This is a genomic window from Nocardia pseudovaccinii (assembly GCF_050942345.1).
GTDB lineage: Bacteria > Actinomycetota > Actinomycetes > Mycobacteriales > Mycobacteriaceae > Nocardia > Nocardia pseudovaccinii.
Map to the genome: position 1 here is coordinate 3150218 of NZ_CP192074.1, position 14287 is coordinate 3164504.

Here is a 14287-nt window from a genome sequence, read left to right on the forward strand (position 1 = left end):
GATCTTCTCATATGGGGTCGAACGACAGCCGCCGCGGTGCCGCGACCGTGCGCGCCGAACCGGTCGCCCTCGCGTTCGAGGACCGCGGGTACACGTACCGGCAGCTGGATCGGCTGGCCGGAGGTCTGGCCGTGGACTTGGTGGCGCGAGGTGTGCGCGCCGGGCATCGCGTCGCGCTGATGTCGACGAACCGGCCGGAATTCGTGGTCGCGGTACTGGCGACATGGCTACTGGGCGCGACACCCGTGCTGATCAGTCCCGCTTGGAAGCGTGCCGAGGTCGAACATGCCCTGGCGCTGACCGAACCGGCGCACGGACTCGGCGATGCGCCGATATTGGCCGAGTTGCTGCCCACGCGCCACCTCGACGATCCGATCACACCGCTGACACACACCTTCGGACAACCCGATCCGGAATCCGACGCGGTGCTCGTATTCAGTTCGGGCACTACCGGATTGCCGAAGGCGGTGCGGCACACCCACGCCTCGCTCGCCGCGGCGGTGCGGCACTGGACCCGGGTGTTGGAGCTGAATTCCGACGACCGCTTGCAGATCGTCACGCCGCCCTCGCACATCCTGGGACTGCTCAATATCGTCACCGTGCTGGAGGCCGGCGCCTGGATGCGGCTGCACCGGCGCTTCGACCTGGAACGGATGCTGCGGTGCATCGCCGAGGACCGGATCACCATCGAGATGGCCGTCGCGCCTATCGCTCTAGCGCTGGCCGCGCATCCCGAACTCGAGTCCTATGACCTGTCCTCGCTGCGCTACATCGTGTGGGGCGCGACGCCGGTCACCGCATCCGTCGCCGAAACCGTCACCACCCGAACCGGTGTCGGCTGGCTGCCCGCGTACGGAACCACCGAACTGCCAGTCATCGCATGCAGTCCGATCGGGAACGTGCGGTACGACAGCGTCGGAAAAGCGGCGGCGGGCGTGCAACTGCGGGTGGTGTCGACGACCGGAGAAACGTTGAGCCCCGGCGAGATCGGTGAAATCCAGGCGCGGTCGCCTTCGCTCATGGCCGGATATCTACCGGCTGATGCAACGGCGGAAGCCTTCGACGACGGCTGGTACCGGACCGGTGATATCGGCCGCGTCGATGCCGACGGCTGGGTCCAGCTGACCGACCGATCCAAGGAAATGATCAAGGTCCGCGGCTTCCAGGTGGCCCCCGCAGAAATCGAGGCCGTGCTGCACGGACATCCCGCGGTGGGCGACTGCGCGGTGTTCGGTATCGCCGACCCCGCCGATGGGGAAGCGATCGTCGCGGCCGTCACCCGCACCGCTGCGGTCACCGACGACGAACTCATCGCACTGGTCGGCGACCGGCTGGCCGGATACAAGCGACCACGCCGCGTGCTGTTCGTCCCCGAAATCCCGCGCCTGCCCTCCGGCAAGGTGTTGCGCCGAATTCTCAAGGAGCAGTATGGACGTTCGTCTCACGAGTGAACAGCGACAGTTGCGGGACGCCGCCGCGAAATTGGCCGATGACCTCGGCCCCGGCTCGGTACTCGACCTCGACGACGCGGCGCGGCTGACCCGGCTGGAGAAGGCGATCGACCAGACCGGCTGGCGGGCACTGCGTTCGGACGGCGCTACCGGAGTCGAGGTGGCGATCGTGGCCGAGGAGTTCGGGCGCGGACTGGTCGATGTGCCGTTCCTGGGACCGGTACTGGCCGACGATCTGCGTGGTCCGGCCGATGACGGTCAGCGTTGGACCGTCGCGGTTACGGACCGGGCGATCGACGCGCACGGCGCCGATCGAGCACTGGTGATCGACGATGGCCAGCTGCTCGTCGGTGGGGTCGGTGCCGAACTCCCCGGTGCGGATCTCACCAGGGTCGACGCGGAGCTCACCGGTCGACCCGACTTCCTCGGCGAATTGTCCGCCGATCAGGTGGCTCAGTGGCAGGCATTGGCGCTGGTGGCCACCACCGCCGATCTGGTGGGTGTCGCCCGCGGCGCGCAGTCCCTCGCCGTCGAATACGCGAAAGTCCGTGCGCAGTACGGCAATACGATCGGCTCGTATCAGGCGGTCGCGCACCTGCTCGCCGAGAGTCAGGCACTGATCGAGGGATCGATCAGCGTCGCGCGGCACGCGGCCTGGGCGGTCGACGAATTGCCGCATGCCGAGTCGATGCGGGCAGCGCGGATCGCGAAGCTGTACTGCGCGCGGGCCGCGCGGACGGTATGTGAGACCGCGATTCAAGTGCACGGCGGCATCGGCAACACCTGGGAGTGCCTCGCGCACGTGTACCTGCGCCGTGCCCTGACCTCGACCGAATTGTTCCCCGTCAGCCTGGAGGAGATCGACCTTGGACTTTCGTGACGCACCGCAGGAGGCCGAATTCCGGGACCGGCTGCGCGCCTGGCTGGCCCAGGTGGCCGGGACGTTTCCGACCTCGGGTGACGAATACTGGGCGCGGCAGGGCGAATGGCATCAGGCGCTCTACGCGGCCGGGTTCTTCGGTTTGTCGTGGCCGCGAGAATTCGGTGGCCACGACCTTTCACCGGTCTATGACGTCATCCTGGACGAGGAGTTGGCGATCGCGGGTGCGCCGCCACGGCCCAGCCTCGGCTACCTGGTCGCAGGTCTCGGACGGCACGCGAGCAAGGAACTGCAGCAACGGTTCCTGCCCGGCATGATCAACGGCACCGAGCGCTGGTGCCAGGGTTTCAGCGAGCCGGGGGCCGGTTCGGATCTGGCGGCGCTGACGACCACCGCGTCGCGCGAGGGCGACCACTACGTCATCAATGGCCACAAGATCTGGACCAGCTACTCCGATGTCGCCGACTGGTGCCTGGTCTTGGCGCGTACCGATTCGGATGCGCCACGGCACAAAGGCATTTCGGCATTCATTATCTCGATGAAGCAGCCCGGTGTGCAGCAGCGGCCACTGCAGATGATCAGCGGGGTGACCCGGGAATTCGGTCAGGTGGAATTCGACGGTGCGATCGTGCCCGCGGATCAGCTGGTCGGTGCACCCGGGGAGGGCTGGAAGCTGGCGATGACCGTCGTCGGGCACGAACGCGAGCCCTCCACTCTGGGGTTCGCGGCTCGATACGGAAAGCTGGTGCGCCAGTTGGCCGCTCGCGTCGAGGGCAAGGCACCCGAGGAACTCGCTTGGGCGGCGGTGCAGACCGAGATGCTGCGCCTGCACGTGCGGCGCCGACTCTCCGAACAGCTCGACGGCGTCACCCACGGGCCCGACGGATCGCTGGACAAACTCCTCATGACCTGGGTCGACCAAGCGGTCGGCCATGCGGCGCTGGCCGTCGGCGGCACCCGCGATCCGGAACTGCTCGGGTCCTACTTCTACAGCCGCGCACAGAGCGTCATGGGCGGTACCTCGCAGATACAGAAGAACATCATCGCCGCGCGCATCCTGGGATTGGGAGTTTGAAATGTACGACATGCCAGCCGAAATCGATGTCCGCGCCGAGGGACCGGTCCGGATCATCACGCTGAATCGACCCGACGCCCTCAACGCCGTCAACGATCCGCTGCATGCCGGGCTCGCCCGGCTGTGGCCGCGGCTCAGTGCGGACAGTGGGGCGCGGGTAGCAGTGCTGACCGGCGCGGGCCGAGCCTTCTCCGCGGGCGGCGATTTCACGTATCTCGAAGAACTCAGCCGCGATAGCGATCTGCGCGCCAAGACAATTGCCGACGGCCGGGACATCGTGCTCGGCATGGCCCGCTGCCGGATCCCGGTGATCGCCGCGGTCAACGGTCCGGCAGTCGGTCTCGGCTGCAGCCTTGTGGCATTGAGCGACATGGTCTACATCGCCGAAACCGCGTATCTGTCCGACCCGCACGTGCAGGTCGGATTGGTCGCCGCAGACGGCGGCCCGCTCACCTGGCCGCTGCACACCAGCATGCTGCTGGCCAAGGAATACGCGATCACCGGCGCACGGATTCCCGCCGCCAGGGCACGCGAGATGGGACTGGCCAACCATGTCGTCGAAGATCCGGTCGCCGAGGCGCTGGCCTGTGCCCAACGGATGCTCGAACTGCCGCAGCAGGCGGTGGAGAGCACCAAGCGCGTGCTCAACCTGCAACTCGAGCATGCCGTGCTGGCGACTCTCGACTACGCCCTGGCGGCCGAGGATCTGACATTCCAGAGCGAGGACTTCCGGGCCAACATCGCCAGGCTCACCGCAAAGCGCTGAGGTTCGCGCAAGGCCTCCTGTTCAAGCGGTCATCTCCTGGGCGATGGCGGCTGCGAAGGCGTCCACGTCGGCCTCGGTGGTGTCGAACGAGCACATCCAACGGACCTCGCCGGTGCGTTCGTCCCAGGTGTGGAAGCGGAACCGTTTCCGCAGCCGCTCGGTGACCTCCCGAGGCAGTACGGCGAAGACGGCGTTCGCCTGGACCGGCCGTACGATTTCGACGCCGGGCACCCGGGCGACGGCTGTGGCCAGCCGCGCCGCCATCGCATTGGCGTGCCGGGCGTTGCGCAGCCACAGGTCGCCCTCCAGCAGCGCGACGAACTGCGCCGACATGTACCGCATCTTGGAGGCCAACTGCAGCCCGGCTTTACGCAGGTACGTCACGCCGCGCACCGCGTCCGGGTTCAGCACCACGATCGCCTCGCCGAGCATCAGGCCGTTCTTGGTGCCGCCGAACGACAGCACATCCACCCCGACGTCAGTGGTGAACGCGCGCAACGGCAGATCGAGTGCGGCGGCCGCGTTGGCCAGCCGGGCGCCGTCCACATGGAGCAGCATGTGACGTTCGCGCGCCAGCGCGCCGATGGCCGCGATCTCACCGGGTGTGTAGAGAGTGCCGAGCTCGGTGCTCTGGGTAATGGAGACAACCTTGGGCTGGGCGTGGTGCTGATCGCCGAAGCCCCACGCGTACCGGTCGAGCAGCTCCGGCGTCAGCTTGCCATCCGGGGTGGGCACCGGGATCAGCTTGAGCCCGGCCACCTTCTCCGGTGCGCCGCACTCGTCCAGGTTGACGTGCGCGGACTCCGGGCAGACCACCGCGCTCCACCGGTCGCACATCGCCTGCAGCCCAACCACGTTGGCGCCGCTGCCGTTGAATACCGGAAAGACATCGGCACTGTCGCCGAAATGGTTCTTGATCAGCTCGCGCAGCCGTGCGGTGTGGACGTCCTCGCCATAGGCCGGCTGGTGGCCCTCGTTGGCGGCGGCCAGCGCCGCCAAGATGTCCGGGTGCACGGAAGCGTTGTTGTCACTGGCGAAACCGCGTAGCGGCTCGTCCTCGTTGGCAGCGGTGTCGCTCACTGATCCTCTTCTGTCAGCAGTGGGAAGGCGCCGTTCTCGTCGTGGACCTCACGGCCGGTGAGGGGCGGGTTGAATACGCAGACCGCGCGGAACTCGGTGTGGGCGCGCAAGGTGTGATGCTGGTGTGCGTCGACCAGGTACATCATGCCGGGCTCGAGACGGTGCTTTGCACCGGTCTCGTGGTCGACCAGTTCGCCCCGGCCCTCGATGACGTAGACGGCCTCGATGTGGTTGGTGTACCACATCTCGAGCTCGGTGCCCGCCTCCACCACGGTGTCGTTCAAGGAGAAGCCGACCTTCTCCTCGGCGAGCACCAGGCGGCGGCTGGTCCACGTGGGGCCCTTCACTTCGCGGTCGGTGCCGATGATCTCTCTCAGTGAACGGACGATCATGGAGTGCGTTCCTTTTGTTTCGTGCGTTTCCTGCGAACACTAGGAGCATGGCTGCTGGCACAGCATCTCCGACAGTGGCAGGAATGCCCCCCTTCATTAAGATCGCGCCATGCAAGAACGAATGAGTACGGCTCACATTACCGACGACAGCGACACCGACAATTTCCCTCGACAGCCCTGAGCGGCAATCCCTTTGGCGGCGGCTCGACCTGCGGTTCGCGCGCTGAGGCTTGGTGCAGGCGGCGACGCCGACAGCACCAAGCTCGTCAATCGCACTACCTCCGCCGAGGTCACCCACTCACCTGACCGTCGACGACGTGGCATTACTGGGCCGGGCAGTTGTGGTAGGCGGTGAGCAGCCAGCGGTCGTCTCGGCGGATCAGGGTCCAGGTCGCCAGGACCCAACGGTCGGCGGGCGCTTCGGTTTCACGTGCCATGAGGACGGCGCTGCGGCTGACCACGATGGCGGTGTCGGGGGTGGGGAAACGGACGAGTTGGGGTTCGTCCAGGGTTTTCGAGCCACGCAGCGGGCCCTCGAAGCCCGCGGCCATCCGGTCTCGGACGGCGTCGCGGCCGGAGTTGAAGACGCCGCGCAAGATTGAAGTGGCGTCGGGATCATAGTCGGCGACGAAAGCGTCGGCATCATTGTCGGCCCAGGCACGGTAAAGGTTGTTCAGGACATCGAGAACGGCCTCGCGGTCGGCGTGCACTGCGGTGTCGGTCATGGTTTCTCCTCGGTTCGTGGCCGCGGTGAGCGGCTCACGAGTACCTACCAGCGGGCTACGCCCGATTCATCGCCCGCAGTGTAGAAAGATTCGGCAGAGCCGATTTCGAGGAGCTGAGGGTCGACCCGCCACCCCGATTGCCCTGAGCCGCAGCCAGTTCCACCGCGCACACCGTCCCCATAGGCGACCGTCGAGAATGTATTGGTGGCCGTAGACGTCGAGAGCGCCCTTCTCACAATGCATTCTCGGTCTTCAGGCGATCGATTGTCTGTGGACGCTGCGCGGTGTACGCCCGGGTGCTGGCGGATCTCCTCCGGCGGTGGCTGCTACCAGTACTGATGCCGTTTTCCGTCGGTGTCGGCAATGAAGATGACCGCGTCGGCGCCGTCCAATTCTGCTGGGGTGAGCGGGATGTGGCCGGGCAGGATCGGTTCGCCAGGGCCGATCGACGGGGGAAGCGCGGCGCGCAGGGCCGATGCGGGGAACAGGGCGCGGCGGGTGGTCGCAATAGCCAACATGCCCTGGAAGGTGTCCGGATCGCTGTCGGGTTTGGCGTCGGTTGCCAGGAACGCGTAGCGCTCGCCGAGGGTGCGCGCTACCAGCGCTCCAGCGTTTCCCCAGCTCACTTTGTCCCCGCCGTCCGACTGGGTGCGTTGCAGGTGGAGGTGGAGGTTGTGCGCGAACACCAGGCTCGGTCCGCGTCGCTGCTCCTGCGCGACGATCGCGAGCAGGTTCTCGGCCATCATCTCGGTGCGCAGGCTGACCAAGGTCGCGATGCGATCAGGGGCTGGACTCGCCATGGCCGCGTGATAGCGCAGCAGGCTCTGGGCGGTGCGCGCGTGCGCGACGGCGTAGGCGTAGCCGGTCGGGTCGGCGCGGTGCAGGTCGGGCGCCGCGCGGCGCAGCGTGCTGGCGAGGTCGTCGGCGATGATGCGCAGGGCGCGGGCGCGGTCGGAGTCGCCGATGGAGGCTGCCGGATCGAACATGGCCGCCGGATTCGTCCAGTCCGTGTCCTCGCCGAGTAGCGTGTCGAGGTCGTGGACTGATTCGGGCCGCAGGGCCGCGGGCAGGTACTCGATCACCGAGGACAGCGCGCGTCGCGGGCTCGGCGCACCCGAGTACTCCGTCGGCGCGTCGAAGCCGTAGAAGCGAACCCGATCCTGCGGCGCGCGGCCTGCATTGTGCGCGCGAAGCCATTCGACGAGTTCGTGGTTGCCGGGTACGGCACCGAACCCATGGCTGAACCCGGTCGCGAGCACCGTGTCGATCTGCGCCGGTGCCCCGGCAACGTAGTCATCGACGACGGACGCGGCGAAGACATCGGTTTCCAACACGATCGACCGGTACCCCCGTTCGACCAGGTGGCCGAGGATTTCGTTGCGCAGCAACGGGAACGCCTCGATCCCGTGGGTCGGCTCGCCGAGGGCGAGCAGGGCCGGCGGCTCGGGCCGCGCGGCGAGCAGCTCGTCGAGGGCACGGCCCAGGTCGGCCGCGTCGTCGAGTTGGCGGCCGATCCCACGCAGTGCTGCGGCAGTAGACATGAACACCCCTTCCAGAAGTATCTACCCTCGACGGTATCGTTGAAGATTCGTGTGAAACTTCTGAGACTTCTACCTGCAGTCGATAGATGAAAGCCTCAATCGGAGGTACAGCTGCGCCCCATCGACCTCGCCAGAGAACACGGGTTGTCCGCACAGGCGATCCGCAACTACGACGACGCTGGCATCCTCCCGCCGACCGAGCGCAGCCAGACCGGCTACCGGCGCTACACGCCCCTGCACGCGCAAGCCCTGCGCGCCTTTCTCGCGTTACGCGGCGGCCACGGGCACCAGCAGGCAATGGAGATCATGCGCGCGACCAACCGGGGCGATGCCGGGTCCGCTTACCGGCTCATCGATGCCACGCACGTCGCGCTCCTCACCGAACGCGCTACCCGCACCGAGGTCGCGGCGGCACTCGACAGCCTGTCCACCACGAAACCGCCCCCTGTCAACGGCCGTCCGCTGACCGTGGGCGAACTCGCGCGCCGGCTCGGCGTGCACCCGGCGACGTTGCGCACCTGGGAGACCGAGGGCATCCTGCGCCCCGAACGCGACCGGGCAACGGGCTACCGCGAATACGGACCGGATTGCGTGCGCGACGCCGAGATCGCACGACAACTGCGTCGAGGCGGGTACCTGCTGCACCAGGTCGCGCAGTTCATCGAGTCGCTGCGCGAGGCGGGCGGTGCGGACGCGTTGAGTGCCTTCCTCGACTCCTGGCAGGACCGGCTGACCACGCGCAGCCGCAGCCTGCTCGCCGGTGCAGCCCAACTCGACGCCTACCTCGCCCTGCTCGATCAGCACGCCCTATGAACCCATCGCCGACCAACACTTATCGCGCGATAAATGGGCATGAGCGTGTGTGTGACAGGCGGCAGAGCCGTCCACGCGACTCCACCGTTCGGTGGCTACCGCATTCCTGCTGTGTGCGTGGCTGACCGGTCGTGTGATGGTGGGGCAGGCCGACGGGCCGAGCAGAGCCCTCGGCCTGGCCGGCGACCGAGGCGCCAGCGGCATGACAGCGCGTTCGATCTGATCAGGTTAGGGTCACGGTGGTGGGAGTCGTTCAGCACATAAGCCTCGATGCGGCCGACCATCCCAGCATCGTCATCGCCCTGGACCCGAGTGCGAGCGTGACGACGCATACGCATCCGCAGCACCAATTGTCTTGGGCGCCTGACGGTGTACTCACCGTGGAGACGGACCAAAGCCGTTGGATCGTGCAGCGTACACGCGGGTTGTGGGTGCCCGGTGGGGTGGCGCACGCGGTGACGCCGAGCCCGGCCGGGCGGCTGCTTTCGCTGTTTTTCGAGCCGGAGCTGTGCCCGATCGGTTGGACCACACCGACGGTGGTCGACGCCACCGGACTGACCGGGCCGCTGCTGAGCTATCTGATGGAACTGGGTGAGCAGGATCGGGATCGGCGCGCGCACGCGCTGACGGTGCTGTGGGATGTGCTGCGGCCTATGTCGGTCACCAAGATTCCGACGGCATTGCCGGTGGATCCGTACGCCCTGCGGGTGGCATTGGAGATTCGGCGAAATCCCGCGCAGGACAGGGGATTGGATGCCTGGGGACGCCTGGTCGGTGTGTCGGCACGGACCTTGTCGCGGCGGTTCGGCGCCGAGACCGGCGTGAGTTTCGAGAGCTGGCGCACCTTCGAGCGGCTCAATGCCGCGCTACCGCTGCTGGCGACCGGCGCGACGGTGGCGGGCGCCGCGCGGGCGGTGGGCTACGGGACTGCCAGCGCCTTCATCGCCGCGTTCAAACGGGAGATCGGCACCACTCCCGCGGCGTATTTCGGCCGGAGTGATGCCGATCCGGAGATCACTGCCTGAATCGCACGGCGTCCCGGGCGAAGATGGCCGCCGCGAGCAGGGTGGCCACGACGCCGATCACAGTGCCCAGAGTGATCGCGGCATCGAGCCCGTCGACGGCGGCCCGGTTGGCGATATCGGCGAGAGTCGGTGCGAGCGTCGCGAATTCGTGCGGTACAGCGTCACCGGCCTGTCCTCCCGCACCGGCTGCGGCGGCATCGATGAACTCCCCTGAGCTGATGGACTGCGCTCCGGGCAGCGCTGCCAAGCCGCTCTTGGCGGTGTCGCGAGCGGTACTGCTGAACAGCGCGCCCAGTCCGGCCACCCCCATGGCCATGCCGACCTGGCGCAGTGTGGCGAAGGCGGCGCTGGTCATTCCGGCGTCCTCGGCGGGCGCGAAGGTCAGCGACGCGGCCTGGGCGAGTGCGGTGATCGCACCCAACCCGAGCCCGCCGACGACCATGCCGGGAATGAAATGCGTCCAGTCACTGGTGATCCCGACGCCGCCGAGCAACCACATGCCGAGCGTCACCAGGCCCATGGTGACCGGCAGTGAAACGCCGACGGGCACGCGTTTGGCCAGGACGGCGGTGGTCGGAGCGGCGACGAGTGCCGCGAGGCTGATCGGCAACAGCCGCATGCCCATCTGCAGCGGGCTGAGCCCGAGGGCGCCGATCATGAAAACCGCCAGATAGTTCGAGGCGGCCATCAGCGTCCCCATGTAGGCGACGGACACAATGGCGGTGCCTGCGAATCCGGGCTTACGGACCATGGACAGATCCAGCAGCGTGTGCGCGGTCCTGGTCTGCCACCAAGCGAAGGCGATCAGCAGGACGAAGGAGGCGCCGACGAGGGTCAGCACGGTGGCCGAGGTCCAGCCGAGCGCATTACCCCGCGTCAGTGCGAACACACCGGAGGTCAGTCCGCCGATCAGCAGTAGCGAGCCGAGCCAATCGGTACGACGTCCGGACGTCCGCGCGGATTCGGGCATGCGCGCCAACGCTATTCCCGCGACTACCAGCCCGACGGGCACATTGACAGTGAAGATGGATCGCCATCCGAACTGGGTGACCAGCGCCCCGCCGAGAACCGGCCCGGCGACACTGGCCGCCGCCATGACCGCCCCGTACACGCCGATGGCCTTGGCGCGCTCGCGGGAATCGGGAAACGCGACCGCCAGCAGCGGCAGTGCGGTGGCGAACAGCATGGCCGCGCCGACACCCTGCACCGCACGCAGCACGTTCAACTGAATGAGACTGCCGGACAAGGACAGTGCCAGCGAACTCGCGGTGAACACCGTCATGCCGGTGGCGAACAATCGCTTCCGGCCGAACCGGTCGCCGACAGTGGCGAATGTGAGCAGCACCCCGGCCAGTGGAATCGCGTAAGCGTCGATGACCCACTGCAGTCCGTCGATGGAACAGTCGAAGTCGGCACGAATATCGGCCAGGGCCGCGGTGACGACGGTGGTGTCGAGCATCAGCATGAACACCGCGATGCCCACCAGGGACAGCACCAGCGCGGGCCGCCGCCCGCGCACACGTTCCGCTGATGGAACTTCGATGGTCGTAGACATGGCGTCCTTTTCTCTCGGCAAGGAAATGCACTGCGCTGTAACGGTTCTCGTGATTCGAAGGCCATCACGCGAGTGCACTTCCAACGCTAGGGATCGGACGATTTGACGGAAATGACGTATCAGGACAGGTAGTTGCGCGTATGCGACAGCGATCCGTGTCGACCCGACGCCGCAGCAGTCGCGGCGACTCGGCTGCAGCCCCGTCTTACGTCGAGCGTCGGAGAGTATGATTCTCATTCACGGAAAACTCGCACGCCATTTTGGCGAGTCGAATTATCGCAGCGCAAGGAACGGGTCAGGCATGGACTACCGCAAGTTCGGTACAACCGGCGTGGAGGTGAGCAGTCAGTGCCTCGGCGCGATGATGTTCGGCCAGTTGGGCAACACCGACACCGACGAATGCACGCGGATCATCAACCGTGCGCTGGACGCCGGGATCAACTTCATCGACACCGCCGACGTGTATTCCGGTGGGGAAAGCGAGCAGATCGTCGGACAGGCCGTCCGGTCGCGCCGCGATGACGTGGTGCTCGCGACCAAATGCTTCTACCCGATGGGCGCGGACCGCAACCAGCGTGGCGGATCCCGGCGGTGGATCACGCGCGCGGTCGAGGCCAGCCTCCGTCGGCTCGGCACCGACTACATCGACCTCTACCAAGTGCACAAACTCGACTGGGATACCGATCTGGAGGAGACCCTCGGCGCGCTGACCGACCTCGTGCGCCAAGGTAAAGTGCGCTACCTGGGATCATCGACCTTCCCGGCGGACTGGATCGTCGAAGCCCAGTGGGCGGCCGCCAGGAGGGGCACCGAGCGCTTCGTCAGCGAGCAGGCGCAGTACTCGATCTTCGCACGGTCGGTGGAGCAGGCGGTATTGCCCACCTGTCGGCGGCACCGGATGGCGATGATTCCATGGAGTCCTCTCGCGGGAGGCTGGCTGACCGGAAAGTACCGGCGCGGCCAACAAGCACCGGTGGGGTCGCGCTTCGACCCGAACAGTCCGTTCATGCAGGGCAGATTCAGCCGCGCCGAGGAACTCGCCGCCCCCGTGCGCTTCGATGCCGTTGACGCTTTGCGCGGTATCGCCGACCAGGCCGGTATCGCCCTGACCACAATGGCCCTCGCCTTCGTCGGCAGTCATCCCGCCATCACCTCGACCCTGGTCGGGCCGCGCACCATGCGGCATTTGGACGACGCGCTCGCCGCGGCGGAGGTCCGTCTGGACAATGACGTGCTCGATGCCATCGACAAGGTCGTGCCGCCCGGCACCGACCTGCCCGGAATCGACCACTTCATCGAGTACCCGGCGCTGCGGCCGGAGTCCCGGCGGCGCCCCTATCGAGAATCGTAAGAGCGAACGGGCTGATATCGCTGAGCGCTGAGGTCCGCGCAAGGCCCCGAAGACCATGCTTCTTCGGGGCCCTCGCGCCGATCATCCCCGCGGAATCAGCACTTCCGAACGCTGGACCGTGCCGGTAATACCGGCGGCATCCTGGCCCGCGAGCAGCACCGCGGCGCGGGCGATCGTTTCCGGCGGCTCGACCATGTTCGCTGGAATTTCCTGGCCACCGCCTCCGGCCTGCCAGCCTTCGGTCAGTACGACCCGAGTCGGGCTCAGGCAGTTGACCGCGATGTTGTCGTCCTTCAGTTCCGCGGCCAGACCGAGGTAGAGGCGTTCGACGGCAGCCTTGGACACCCAGTACGCGTTGGCGCCGCGGATCATATCCACGCCCGTGGTGGTGATCGCGATGAGCGAGCCGCCGCCGCGGGCTTTCAGATGCGGTATGACGGCCTTGGTCGCGAGGAAGACGCCGGTCAGATTGACGTTCATGCACAACTGCCAGCGCTTGAGCGGTGTGGTCTCGATCGGACCCAACCACATCACCCCCGCATTGGCGACCAGGATATCGATTCCGCCGAATTCCGAAACCGTTGCGGCCACGGCATTTTCGACCGACTCCTCGCTGGTGACATCGCACGCCACCGGCATTGCCGTTCCGCCCGCGGCGGTGATCCGGTCGGCGACCGAACCGATGGTGCCCGGCAGCTTGCCCTCGGTTTCCGAGCGCGCGGCGACGGCCACCGCCGCACCCGCTCCGGCCAACCCGGCGGCAATCGCCGCACCGATGCCGCGACTGGCACCGGCGACGAATGCGACCTTGCCGCTGAGTGTTTCGCCCCACTCCGGGTACGGCTGCCCGTTCATTTCGGTGGGAAGCGCAGCGCGCCGTCGAGCCGGATGACCTCGCCGTTGAGGTAGTCGTTCTCGATGATCGACTGGGCCAACTGCGCGTATTCCACCGAGCGGCCCATCCGCTTGGGGAAGGGCACCTGCGGGCCCCAGTAGCCCTCCAACTGGTCGGCGGCCTTGCCGTAGGCGGGCGTGTTGACCGTGCCGGGCGCGATGGTGACCACCCGGATGCCGAGCGGGGACAGGTCGCGGGCCGCCACCAGGGTCATACCGATGACGCCACCCTTGGCCGCCGAATAGGGGAGTTGGCCGATCTGGCCCTCGTATCCCGCGATCGAGGCGGTGTTGACGATCACACCGCGGGCGCCCTCATCCTGTGCCTCGGTCTTGGCGATGGCGGCGGCCGACAGGCGCAGCACATTGAATACGGCGGTCAGATAGAACTCGATGGTGGTGCGGAAACCGTCGAGTGCCAGCGGCGAGCCGTCCTTGCCGACGAGGCGGCCGCCGGTGGCCGGGCCGCCATGGGTGTCGACCGAAATGCGCAGCGGTCCAAGGGATTCCGCTTCGGCAATGGCCGCGAGCACCGACTCCTCACTGGTCGCGTCGGTGTGCACGTAGCGGATGCCGAGTTCTTTCTCGAGTTCCTTGCCCTTGTCGTCGGCGACATCGGCGACCACCACCTTCGCTCCGGCGGCGTGCAGGCGGCGCACGGTGGCCTCGCCGAGTCCGCCGGTACCGCCGACGACGATGGCAGCGCTCCCACTGATCTGCATATCGCAATCCTCTCTTG

The 14287-nt window shown here is 67.1% G+C and carries 14 protein-coding genes; 7 read left to right on the forward strand and 7 right to left on the reverse strand.

Annotated elements, in window-relative coordinates; genetic code table 11:
• Window positions 1–11 precede the first annotated feature (11 nt).
• From ACQPZ2_RS13970 to ACQPZ2_RS13985, 4 genes are read left to right on the forward strand one after another with little or no spacing between them, the layout of a single operon-like run.
• Complete coding sequence (locus ACQPZ2_RS13970) at window positions 12–1451, forward strand: class I adenylate-forming enzyme family protein (protein WP_433525917.1); 1440 nt, start codon at window positions 12–14, stop codon at window positions 1449–1451.
• Window positions 1429–2331 carry an acyl-CoA dehydrogenase family protein gene (locus ACQPZ2_RS13975; RefSeq protein WP_433525918.1) on the forward strand — a complete coding sequence of 301 codons (903 nt, stop codon included), beginning with the start codon at window positions 1429–1431 and terminating at the stop codon, window positions 2329–2331. The genes ACQPZ2_RS13970 and ACQPZ2_RS13975 overlap by 23 nt, the downstream gene beginning before the upstream one ends.
• On the forward strand, window positions 2318–3406 hold the full coding sequence (locus ACQPZ2_RS13980) for an acyl-CoA dehydrogenase family protein (RefSeq protein ID WP_433525919.1): 1089 nt from the start codon (window positions 2318–2320) through the stop codon (window positions 3404–3406). Before ACQPZ2_RS13975 ends, ACQPZ2_RS13980 begins: the two co-directional genes overlap by 14 nt.
• Before the next feature lies 1 nt (window position 3407).
• Complete coding sequence (locus ACQPZ2_RS13985) at window positions 3408–4172, forward strand: enoyl-CoA hydratase/isomerase family protein (RefSeq protein WP_433525920.1); 765 nt, start codon at window positions 3408–3410, stop codon at window positions 4170–4172.
• 21 nt (window positions 4173–4193) lie between these two features.
• Here ACQPZ2_RS13985 and ACQPZ2_RS13990 read toward each other — a convergent pair whose 3' ends face one another.
• From ACQPZ2_RS13990 to ACQPZ2_RS14005, 4 genes are all read right to left on the reverse strand, one after another.
• The gene (locus ACQPZ2_RS13990; protein WP_433525921.1) at window positions 4194–5252 is read right to left on the reverse strand and encodes a threonine aldolase family protein; all 1059 of its coding nucleotides are present in this window, start codon (window positions 5250–5252) and stop codon (window positions 4194–4196) included.
• Window positions 5249–5644, reverse strand: coding sequence for an ectoine synthase (locus ACQPZ2_RS13995; RefSeq protein WP_433525922.1), 396 nt, complete (start codon window positions 5642–5644; stop codon window positions 5249–5251). The genes ACQPZ2_RS13990 and ACQPZ2_RS13995 overlap by 4 nt, the downstream gene beginning before the upstream one ends.
• Before the next feature lie 323 nt (window positions 5645–5967).
• Window positions 5968–6369, reverse strand: a complete 402-nt coding sequence (locus ACQPZ2_RS14000) for an SgcJ/EcaC family oxidoreductase (RefSeq protein WP_433525923.1) — start codon at window positions 6367–6369, stop codon at window positions 5968–5970.
• Window positions 6370–6695: 326 nt separating this feature from the next.
• Entirely contained in the window at window positions 6696–7910 is a 1215-nt protein-coding gene (locus tag ACQPZ2_RS14005; protein ID WP_433525924.1) for an erythromycin esterase family protein, read from the reverse strand.
• A 111-nt stretch (window positions 7911–8021) separates the two neighbouring features.
• On the opposite strand from ACQPZ2_RS14005, the gene ACQPZ2_RS14010 reads away from it, so the two are divergent.
• The gene (locus ACQPZ2_RS14010) at window positions 8022–8723 is read left to right on the forward strand and encodes a TioE family transcriptional regulator (protein WP_433527417.1); all 702 of its coding nucleotides are present in this window, start codon (window positions 8022–8024) and stop codon (window positions 8721–8723) included.
• A 242-nt stretch (window positions 8724–8965) separates the two neighbouring features.
• Entirely contained in the window at window positions 8966–9748 is a 783-nt protein-coding gene (locus ACQPZ2_RS14015; RefSeq protein WP_433525925.1) for an AraC family transcriptional regulator, read from the forward strand.
• Here ACQPZ2_RS14015 and ACQPZ2_RS14020 read toward each other — a convergent pair.
• Complete coding sequence (locus tag ACQPZ2_RS14020; RefSeq protein WP_433525926.1) at window positions 9738–11303, reverse strand: MFS transporter; 1566 nt, start codon at window positions 11301–11303, stop codon at window positions 9738–9740. The two genes, ACQPZ2_RS14015 and ACQPZ2_RS14020, sit on opposite strands and share 11 nt — an antisense overlap.
• Window positions 11304–11604: 301 nt before the next feature.
• Between ACQPZ2_RS14020 and ACQPZ2_RS14025 the strand changes: the two genes are divergently transcribed.
• Window positions 11605–12654, forward strand: coding sequence for an aldo/keto reductase (locus tag ACQPZ2_RS14025; RefSeq protein ID WP_433525927.1), 1050 nt, complete (start codon window positions 11605–11607; stop codon window positions 12652–12654).
• Window positions 12655–12735: 81 nt separating this feature from the next.
• Here ACQPZ2_RS14025 and ACQPZ2_RS14030 read toward each other — a convergent pair whose 3' ends face one another.
• Both ACQPZ2_RS14030 and ACQPZ2_RS14035 read right to left on the reverse strand, forming a co-directional pair.
• Window positions 12736–13509 carry an SDR family NAD(P)-dependent oxidoreductase gene (locus tag ACQPZ2_RS14030; RefSeq protein ID WP_433525928.1) on the reverse strand — a complete coding sequence of 258 codons (774 nt, stop codon included), beginning with the start codon at window positions 13507–13509 and terminating at the stop codon, window positions 12736–12738.
• Complete coding sequence (locus ACQPZ2_RS14035; protein WP_433525929.1) at window positions 13506–14270, reverse strand: SDR family NAD(P)-dependent oxidoreductase; 765 nt, start codon at window positions 14268–14270, stop codon at window positions 13506–13508. The genes ACQPZ2_RS14030 and ACQPZ2_RS14035 overlap by 4 nt, the downstream gene beginning before the upstream one ends.
• Window positions 14271–14287: the final 17 nt, after the last annotated feature.

Excerpts from the sequence above, each read along its gene's own strand:
- ACQPZ2_RS14035 (WP_433525929.1), bottom strand. The coding sequence starts at position 14,270 with ATGCAGATCAGTGGGAGCGCTGCCATCGTCGTCGGCGGTACCGGCGGA.
- ACQPZ2_RS14020 (WP_433525926.1), bottom strand. The coding sequence starts at position 11,303 with ATGTCTACGACCATCGAAGTTCCATCAGCGGAACGTGTGCGCGGGCGG.
- ACQPZ2_RS14025 (WP_433525927.1), top strand. The coding sequence starts at position 11,605 with ATGGACTACCGCAAGTTCGGTACAACCGGCGTGGAGGTGAGCAGTCAG.
- ACQPZ2_RS13975 (WP_433525918.1), top strand. The coding sequence starts at position 1,429 with ATGGACGTTCGTCTCACGAGTGAACAGCGACAGTTGCGGGACGCCGCC.
- ACQPZ2_RS13970 (WP_433525917.1), top strand. The coding sequence starts at position 12 with ATGGGGTCGAACGACAGCCGCCGCGGTGCCGCGACCGTGCGCGCCGAA.
- ACQPZ2_RS14000 (WP_433525923.1), bottom strand. The coding sequence starts at position 6,369 with ATGACCGACACCGCAGTGCACGCCGACCGCGAGGCCGTTCTCGATGTC.
- ACQPZ2_RS13985 (WP_433525920.1), top strand. The coding sequence starts at position 3,408 with ATGTACGACATGCCAGCCGAAATCGATGTCCGCGCCGAGGGACCGGTC.
- ACQPZ2_RS14030 (WP_433525928.1), bottom strand. The coding sequence starts at position 13,509 with ATGAACGGGCAGCCGTACCCGGAGTGGGGCGAAACACTCAGCGGCAAG.
- ACQPZ2_RS13995 (WP_433525922.1), bottom strand. The coding sequence starts at position 5,644 with ATGATCGTCCGTTCACTGAGAGAGATCATCGGCACCGACCGCGAAGTG.
- ACQPZ2_RS14005 (WP_433525924.1), bottom strand. The coding sequence starts at position 7,910 with ATGTCTACTGCCGCAGCACTGCGTGGGATCGGCCGCCAACTCGACGAC.